Origin of the sequence: Cellulomonas biazotea (genome assembly GCF_004306155.1) — a bacterium.
In the GTDB taxonomy this organism is placed as follows: domain Bacteria; phylum Actinomycetota; class Actinomycetes; order Actinomycetales; family Cellulomonadaceae; genus Cellulomonas; species Cellulomonas biazotea.
On record NZ_BIMR01000099.1, the window covers coordinates 1 to 7923 of the forward strand.

Genomic DNA, 7923 nt, shown 5'->3' on the forward strand with positions numbered 1-7923 from the left:
CGCCCGCAGCGCGCCCAGCGCGTTGCCCCGCGCGGCGAACCTCCGTGACGCGCGGCGGGCGACGACGACCGCCGCGGCCGGGTCGGCGGGCAGGAGTGCGTCCGTGAGCGCGAGCTCCGCCTCCGCCTGCGCCTGCCGCAGCCGGCGCGCGCCGAGCACCCGCGCGACGCCGGTGAGCAGGCGGACGGCCTCCGTCGTCTCCCCCGCCGCGCGCAGCACCGCGGCACGGTCGAGGTCGCAGACGGCCACGGCGACGGGCGACAGGGTCACGAGGACCGTGCGGGCGTCCTCCATCGCCTGGAGCGCGTGCACGAGGTCGCCGCGCACGAGGGCCGCGTACCCCGCGTTGTGCCGCGCCTTGGCCCGCTCGACGACCTCGCCGCTGCGCTCCAGCGCGTCGGCGGCCGCGGCGAAGTCCTGCTCGGCCGCGTCCACCTGCCCGCGGTCCAGGTGCGCCAGGCCCCGGTTGAGCAGGACGCGGCCGAGTCGGGCGGGGTCGGCGGCGAGGTGCGGCGTCGCGGCGGTGAGGTGCCGCAGCGCGTCGTCGAGGCGTCCGCTGCGCAGCTCGACGAGACCGATCTGGCTGACGAGGACGGCGCGCGTGTGGTCGCTCAGGCCGGGGTCCGCGAGCGCGGCACGGCAGGCGGCGATCGCGGAGGCCGGGTCGCCCGTCTCCGCCCGCAGGTAGGCGCGGGTCCCCGCGATGCGTGCGGCCAGGTCGGGGTCGCTCGTGCGTCCGGCCGCCGTGGCGAGAGCACGCGCGGCGGCGGCGTGACGTCCCGCGTTGCCGAGGTCGACCGCGCGGTCGAACAGCTCCTGCGCCGTCAGCATGGCCCATTGTCGCGGGTCCTGCCCTGCACGTCACGGGAGGGCGGGGCCTGGGCGCAGCAGCGCGGGTCGTTGCGTGAGGGCACGGCGGGCACGGGCGACGGCGGCCGTGCGGCCCCGCACGCCGTCGTCGTCGCGGAGCCGGCCGAGCAGGCGGTGCGCCACGGTCGCCGCGAGGACGGGCGCGGAGAACGACGTCCCGCTCCAGACGGCGAACCCGCCGGTGAAGTCGTCGGGGTCGACGGACTCGCGCGTGCGCCCGCCGACCCGCACGCGCGCCTCCGGCTCGGCGCTGCCGGAGAAGCCCCGCGGCATCGTGCTGACGACGGCCGCCCCGGGTGCGTAGGTGCTGACCCAGCACCCGGAGTTGCCGAACAGCGCGTCCGTGCCGTTCGGGTTGAGCGCACCGACGGACACCACGGGGACCGCGTCGCGCGCCCGCCGGCCGACGGGGTCGACGTCGCCCGGCGCCATGCGCGCCTGGTCCCAGGGGGCGAACGCGGCCGGGTAGAGCGGCCGCTCCGTCGCGTCGTTCCCCGCGGAGCAGACGACGACCGTGCCTCGTCGGCCCATCGACGCGAGGACCTCGTACATCGTGCGGCCGAACAGCGCGTCGGCGACCGTCTCGCAGTAGTACCCGACGGGCAGCACGAGGACGTCGAGCGGTGCGCCGTCGGCGGCGCCCCGGTAGTAGCGCACGACCAGGCCCGCGACCGCGACGAGCGCCTTCACCAGGTCGCTCTCGAGCACCGCACCCTCCGAGCCGACGACGCGCCACGCCAGGAGGTCGGCGTCCGGCGCGCCCTGGTGCAGCAGGCCCGCGATGAACGTCCCGTGGCCCGCGACGGCGTCGCGCGCCCCGACGAGCCGCTCGTGCTGGTCGGGGACCCGCTCGGGGTCGTCGGTCGGGCCGGTCCGGCCGATCGCGCCGCCCGGCACGGGGAGCGTGTTGACGTGCCCGAGCCACGGGTGCTCGCCGCAGCCGGTGTCCAGGACGCCGACGACCGGCCGCCGGCCGGTGACGACCTCGTGCCGCTGGGGCGTGGGCCCGACGTACGCGACGGGCTGCAGGCCGCCCGTCCCGGGCGCCGCGTACGACAGGACGGCCGACGCCGCGGCGCGCCCGAAGGGGTTCGTCGAGTGGAACGGGTTCGTGGAGTGGAACGGGTTCGTCGAGTGGAACGGGTTGGTGGAGTGGAAGGGGTTCGTCGAGTGGAACGGCCGCGGTGCGAGCCGGGCGCCGATCGTCAGGACGTGGTCGAGGGAGACGCCGCGCAGGACGTCGTCACCGGCGGGCACGCGCGCCCGGGCGGCCTGCAGCAGACGCCACGCGTCGGGCGGTGCGGCGCCGGGCTGCACCGTGAGCTCGAACCGGACCACGCCGGGTGCACCGGTCGCCCACGGAAGGCGCTCCTGGCGCTCGACCAGGTCCTCCGGGTCCTCGTCGAGCACGACCGTGCCGAACGCCTCGTCCTGCGCGAGCCCCCACCCGAGCGCGGCCGCCGCGTCCAGCAGCACCGCGACGGCGGCGTCGACCGGCGCCAGCGTCGAGACCAGCACGTGGTCGGGGGCGTACTGGGTGGGCGCGACCGGCTCGCCCGTCACCGGGTCGGTGCCCGCGCTGAGGAAGCCGACGACAGCCAGGTCACCGGCGACCTGGGGCCACCAGGGCGGTTCGGGGCCGTCCGCGTCGTCCGGGCGGGGCCGCTGGTCGGCGTCGTCGCTGCTCATCGCGGGGTCCTCTCTGTCACAGCTCGAAGGGTGGGCTCACGAGGTGCGGGCGGGTCGCCGCGTCGGCGTGGTCGTCGGTGGGGCCGAGCCGGAGCGTCGTCGTCCCCGCGGGCAGGTCGGCGAGCTCGAAGCGGCCGTCCGCGGTCGCCGTCGTGGACGCCAGCTCCGCCGCCGCCCGGAACGCGCGGACCACGAGCGGCGCGGGCGGCACGACCCACCCGTCCACCCGGCGCCGGTCCTCCGCTTCACTGCTGACACGGACGACCACGGTGACCAGGTCGCCCGAGAAGGTCAGCGTCCGTGGACCGTCGAGGCCGCGGACCCCCGCGAGCCGGTCCGTCGCGTGGACCAGCGACAGCAGCTCCCACTGCCGGTCCAGGTCGCTCGCCGCCATCCGGGCGACGACCGCGTCGACCAGGTCGTCCGGCGGCCGGTCGCGGACCAGCCACATCGCACGGAGCCGGTCGAGCAGGCGCTGGTCGTCCGGGCTCCCCGGGGCGTGCGTCCCGGCGGGGCGGCCGTCGACGTCGTCGTGGCTCATGCCCACCCTCCCTCGGCCTGCAGCGCGGCGCGCAGCTTCGCCAGGCACCGCCCGCGCGTCGGGCCGATGCTCCCGACGGGCATGCCCAGGTCGGCGGCGATGTCCTCGTAGTGGGGCCGCTGCTCGAACGCGAGGATCCGCAGCAGCCGGCGGCAGCGTTCCGGCAGGCGGTCGACGCAGTCCCACAGCCGCTGCTCCTCGTCGTGCGCGACGGCGGCGTCCTCGGGCGTCCCGGCACGGTCGACGACCCGACCGAGGACCTCGTCGCCGTCGGTGACGGGCGGGGTGGCGCGGGCCGTGCGCCACGCCTGCCGCCGGGCCGTCGTCGTGAGCCAGGAGCCGATGGCCTGCGGGTCCGCGACGCTCCCCGCGTGGCGCAGCAGCGCCATCCAGGTGCCCTGCACCGCGTCCTGCGCCGGGGCGGTGCCCAGGCCGTACGCGCGGACGACGTTCCACAGGACCGGCGTCATGACGGCGACGAGGTCCTCCATCGCGCCCGGGGTCCCTGCGCGCCACCGGCGGAACGCGTCGGCGGCGAGGTCCCACACCGAGGGTCCGCCCGCCGCGGTGACGTCGTGCTGCCCGGCGTGCGGAGCTCCCGCCCGCGCCGCGGTCCGTGCAGGTGACGGGTCGTCACCGGACCGGGCGAGGTCGCCCCCTCGCATGCTCAACATCTTCATGGTGCGGCGAGGAGGCACGCAACGGTCCGCCTGATACCGGTCGGCGCGATCCGTCCTCGCACGCCTTTCCGGGGGCGCACGCCCGGCCCCGGGGGCCCGGCGAGGCGGACCGGGTGAAGAGCGGGCCGGACGTATCACCGGCGCGACGGCACGCCTCGTACCACCGTTCGCGGCGCACGACCGTCCGGTGGGCGCCGCCGTCCTCGTCGCTCGCGACGACACCCCGCAGGTCCGCCGCCGGCTCCGCCGGCGAGGGCCGGATCGACCCAGAACCGAGGAGCACCACCATGCGCTCGACCAGCAGGTCCCGGCGCCGACCGGGCCTCCGCCGTACCGTCCTCGCCGTCGCGGCCACCGCCGCCATCAGCGCGGGCACCGTCCTGACGGCCCCCTCCGTGGGCGCCGCCACCTCCGACCCGGCCGACGCCGACACCGGGACCGCCCACGACGAGGCCGCCGTCGTGCAGCTCTACGTCGCGTGGTCGGGCTTCGTCGGGTTCCCCGGCGAGTCGGGCACCGTCTGGAGCGACGAGCTCGAGATCGCCACGGGCTGCAGCGGCTTCTTCGTGTCCGACACCGGCCAGATCGCCACGGCCGGGCACTGCGTCGACCCCGTCGAGGGCCGGCACGCGCTCGTCGACGCGTTCTTCGCCGACCTCGTCGCGACGGGGGTCCTCACCACCGACGAGGCGGTGTCGCTGCTCGACACCGCCTACATGAACTGGCCGGTCGAGGGGCTCGACGCCGGCTCGGAGCCGGAGCGGATCGTCTACGCGATCCAGCCGAAGGCCGTCGACGGGATCGTCATCGAGGACCCGCTGGCCGTCCAGGTCGTCGACTACCGCGCCTTCGACGAGGGCGACGTCGCCCTCCTGAAGGCCGAGGTCACCGGTGCGACGGCACTGCCGGTCGCCGACGCCGACCCGGCCAGCGGCACCGAGGTCACGGCCATCGGCTTCGCAGGTGCGGTCCAGGACGTCACCGACGCCACCCGGGCCCGGGCGAGCTTCAAGTCGGGCACGGTCAGCAGCCAGCAGATCACCGACGAGGGCGTGCCGCGCACGGAGGTCAGCGCGGACCTCACCGCCGGGATGTCGGGCGGGCCCACGCTCGACCCGCTCGGGAACGTCGTCGGGCTCATCTCGTCGGGGACCCTCGACGGGCAGAGCTTCAACTTCATCACCGACGCGTCCGACCTGCGGGAGTGGCTCACGGCCAAGGGCGTCACGCTCCTGCCCGCGCAGGTCCCGCAGGAGGACCCCGCACCGGTGGCGGCGACCGCACCCGTGGCCGGCCAGCGTACGACCGCACCCGCACCCGCCGTGCTCGTGGGCGGTGGCCTCGTCCTCCTGCTCGGCATCGGGGCGGTGACGGCGTTCGCGATCCGGGCCCGTCGCCGCAGCGCACCGGCGGTCCCACCGCCCGTGACGTACCCGGTCCAGCTGCCGGCGGCACCGCCTCGCGTCGACGGCGGGGCCGCAGCCCCGGTCGCCCGGCCCGTCGCGGCGACGCCGGGGGCGCCGTGGCCCGGCGGGACCGTGCTGGTCGCGCCGCCGCCGGTGGCCGAGCCGACGACGGTGTGCCCGACGTGCACCGCCGCGACGACGCCCGGGCAGAAGTTCTGCACCGACTGCGGCACCCCCTTGTGAGAGCCGCGCACCTCGGGACGCCCGCCGCCACCGTGCGGCGGGCGTCCCGCTGCCTGACCTGGCCGAGCGCCGCGACGACGCCGGTCTGAGGTACCTCAGACGCACCTCACCCGGGACCCGTCCCCGGAACCCGTCGACCGACCGATCCGGCACCCACCCCCTCACGAGCATCGTCAGGGTCGTCGGAAGAAGGAACCGCGAGGAGGAGGACACCATGACCGAGCTGTGGGGACCCGCGCTCGACGCCGAGCTCGCCTTCCGTCGCGAGCAGCTGGTGGAGGCGGCGCACCCGCGGGCCGCCACGGCCCGCGCGTCGCACGACCCGCACCGTCCCGCCGCGGCCGACCGCCGCACCGTCCGTCCCGGCCGCAGCCGGGGGGCAGCGGTGCGTGGGTGGCTGCTGCGAGGATCGGGGGCGTGGCACGTGGCCCGATGAGCACACCCTTCGTCGCCCGCGCGGCGCAGGTCTCCGAGCTGTCGGAGGGCCTGCGTCGCGCGGCTGCGGGCGACCCCGCGGCCGTCCTGCTCGCGGCGGACGCCGGCGTCGGCAAGTCCCGGCTGCTGCGGCACGTCGCGGACCTCGCGGCGGCGGGCGGCGCCCGGGTGGTGCTCGCGCACTGCGTCGACCTGGGCGAGATCGGCCTGCCGTACCTGCCGTTCACCGAGGCGCTCGTGCAGCTGCGCGACCTCGACCCGGCCGCCGTGGACGCCGTGGTGCAGCAGCGGCCCGCGCTGCGCCGCCTGCTGCCGGGGGCGTCGGACGACGACGGCCGGACGGACGACGCCGCGAGCCGCCTGCAGCTGTTCGACGGCGTGGTGGAGGCGGTCGCGGCCGTCGGGTCGCCCGAGCACCCGCTGCTGCTCGTGCTGGAGGACCTGCACTGGGCCGACGCGTCGAGCCGCGACGTCCTGCGCTTCGTGGTGTCCCGCCTGCGCGACCAGCACGTGCTGGTCGTCGGCAGCTACCGCACGGACGACCTGCACCGGCGGCACCCGTGGCGGCCGGTCGCCGCCGAGCTGGCGCGCCACCCTCGCGTCCGGCGGATCGACCTGCAGCCCTTCACGGCGGACGAGCTGCGCGAGTTCGCGACGGCGGTCGCAGGGGGACCGCTGCCCGAGTCGACGCTCCGCCTGGTGCAGGACCGGTCCGAGGGCAACGCGTACTTCGCGGAGGAGCTCGTCGAGTCCGGGGCGGACGGCGAGCTGCCGTGGTCGCTCGCGGACGTGCTGCGGGCGCGGCTCGAGGTGCTCGACCCCGAGGTGCAGCAGCTCGCGCGCGTCGCCTCGGCGGCCGGCCGCCGCGTGACCGAGCCGCTGCTGCGTGCCGCGGTGGTCGCCGACGGCAACGTCGCGCTGACGGCGCCCGGGACGGTCGACACGGCGCTGCGGGAGGCCGTCGTGCACCACGTGCTCGTGGTCGACGGCGCGCACATCGCCTTCCGGCACGCGCTGCTCGCGGAGGCCGTCTACGCCGAGCTGCTGCCCGGCGAGCAGGCGCGCCTGCACCGCGCGTACCTGGAGGCGCTGCGCGGCGACGAGACGCTCGGCACCGCGTCGCAGCTCGCGTGGCACGCGCTGCGCGCGCCCGACCTGGCGACCGCGCTCACGGCGTCGCGCGACGCCGCCCGCCAGGCGCACGACCTGCTGGCGCCCGTGGAGGAGCTGCACCACCTCGAGGTCGTGCTGCGGCTGTGGACGGCGGTGCCCGACGCGGCGACGTCGCTCGGGCAGGACCACGTGTCGGTCCTCGACGCCGCCGCGACCGCGGCTGCCCGCACCGGCCAGCTCGACCGCGCCGTCCAGCTCGCGCGCGCGGCGGTCGACGAGGCAGCCGACGACCCCACCCGGCAGGCCGCGCTGCGGACGTGCCTCGCCCGGCACCTCACGGGCGCCGACCGGGGACGTGAGGCGATGGGCGTCTCCCGGCAGGCGCTCGACGTCCTCACCGAGCCGTCCGCGGCGCGTGCGTGGGCGCTCGCGACGTACGCGCGGGCGGCCCTCAACTCCGACGAGGACGACGAGGCCAAGCGGTACGCCACGGAGGCGGCGACCGCCGCACGCGACGCCGGTGCGGTCGACGCGGAGGCCGACGCGGTCACGTCGCTCGCGGTGCTCGTCGTCGACGACGCCGACCGCGCGGCCGGGCTGCTGCGCGACGCGCTCGCCCTCGCCCGGCAGGCCGGGGACCTGTCGACCGAGCTGCGCACCATGTACAACCTGGCGAACAACCGGTACTACGCGGGCGACGTGACGAAGGCCGTCGACGTCGCCGCCGAGGCCGTCGAGCGGGCCCGGTCGTCGGGCATGCTGTGGAGCAGCTACGGCCTGGAGCTCGTCATGTTCGGCCACCTGTTCCGGTTCGTGCAGGGCGACCTGTCCCCCGGGCCCGTCCGCACCGACGTCCCCGAGCCGCTCGCACCGACGGCCCAGCTCATGACGCTGTACGCCGCGGTGGCCCGCGGCGACGACGACGTCGTCGAGCGCGGGCGCGCGC

At 76.9% G+C, this 7923-nt stretch carries 6 protein-coding genes and 1 pseudogene; 3 read left to right on the plus strand and 4 right to left on the minus strand.

Annotated elements, in window-relative coordinates; translation table 11 throughout:
* The 4 genes and pseudogenes from CBZ_RS07935 to CBZ_RS07950 all read right to left on the minus strand — a co-directional run.
* Positions 1-831: pseudogene (locus CBZ_RS07935) on the minus strand (CHAT domain-containing protein); the annotation flags it as partial.
* 30 nt (positions 832-861) lie between these two features.
* A complete protein-coding gene (locus tag CBZ_RS07940) occupies positions 862-2559 on the minus strand; it encodes a S8/S53 family peptidase (RefSeq protein WP_130781035.1) in 1698 nt (565 codons plus the stop codon).
* A 16-nt stretch (positions 2560-2575) separates the two neighbouring features.
* The gene (locus CBZ_RS07945; protein ID WP_130781036.1) at positions 2576-3100 is read right to left on the minus strand and encodes a hypothetical protein; all 525 of its coding nucleotides are present in this window, start codon (positions 3098-3100) and stop codon (positions 2576-2578) included.
* Entirely contained in the window at positions 3097-3765 is a 669-nt protein-coding gene (locus CBZ_RS07950; protein WP_130781037.1) for an RNA polymerase sigma factor, read from the minus strand. The genes CBZ_RS07945 and CBZ_RS07950 overlap by 4 nt, the downstream gene beginning before the upstream one ends.
* A 302-nt stretch (positions 3766-4067) precedes the next feature.
* Here CBZ_RS07950 and CBZ_RS07955 point away from each other — a divergent pair, with 302 nt between their 5' ends.
* From CBZ_RS07955 to CBZ_RS07965, 3 genes are all read left to right on the plus strand, one after another.
* Positions 4068-5429, plus strand: coding sequence for a trypsin-like peptidase domain-containing protein (locus CBZ_RS07955; RefSeq protein WP_130781038.1), 1362 nt, complete (start codon positions 4068-4070; stop codon positions 5427-5429).
* Positions 5430-5643: 214 nt separating this feature from the next.
* Positions 5644-5865 (plus strand): hypothetical protein, encoded by a 222-nt coding sequence (locus CBZ_RS07960; RefSeq protein ID WP_130781039.1) that lies wholly within the window; start codon positions 5644-5646, stop codon positions 5863-5865.
* Positions 5862-7923 (plus strand): ATP-binding protein (locus CBZ_RS07965; protein WP_130781040.1); only part of this gene is annotated, 2062 nt, incomplete at its 3' end. The genes CBZ_RS07960 and CBZ_RS07965, both read left to right, overlap by 4 nt.

What these genes read in the sequence shown, in the direction of transcription:
- CBZ_RS07945 (WP_130781036.1), bottom strand. Translation starts at nt 3,100, where the DNA reads ATGAGCCACGACGACGTCGACGGCCGCCCCGCCGGGACGCACGCCCCG.
- CBZ_RS07940 (WP_130781035.1), bottom strand. Translation starts at nt 2,559, where the DNA reads ATGAGCAGCGACGACGCCGACCAGCGGCCCCGCCCGGACGACGCGGAC.
- CBZ_RS07955 (WP_130781038.1), top strand. Translation starts at nt 4,068, where the DNA reads ATGCGCTCGACCAGCAGGTCCCGGCGCCGACCGGGCCTCCGCCGTACC.
- CBZ_RS07960 (WP_130781039.1), top strand. Translation starts at nt 5,644, where the DNA reads ATGACCGAGCTGTGGGGACCCGCGCTCGACGCCGAGCTCGCCTTCCGT.
- CBZ_RS07950 (WP_130781037.1), bottom strand. Translation starts at nt 3,765, where the DNA reads ATGCGAGGGGGCGACCTCGCCCGGTCCGGTGACGACCCGTCACCTGCA.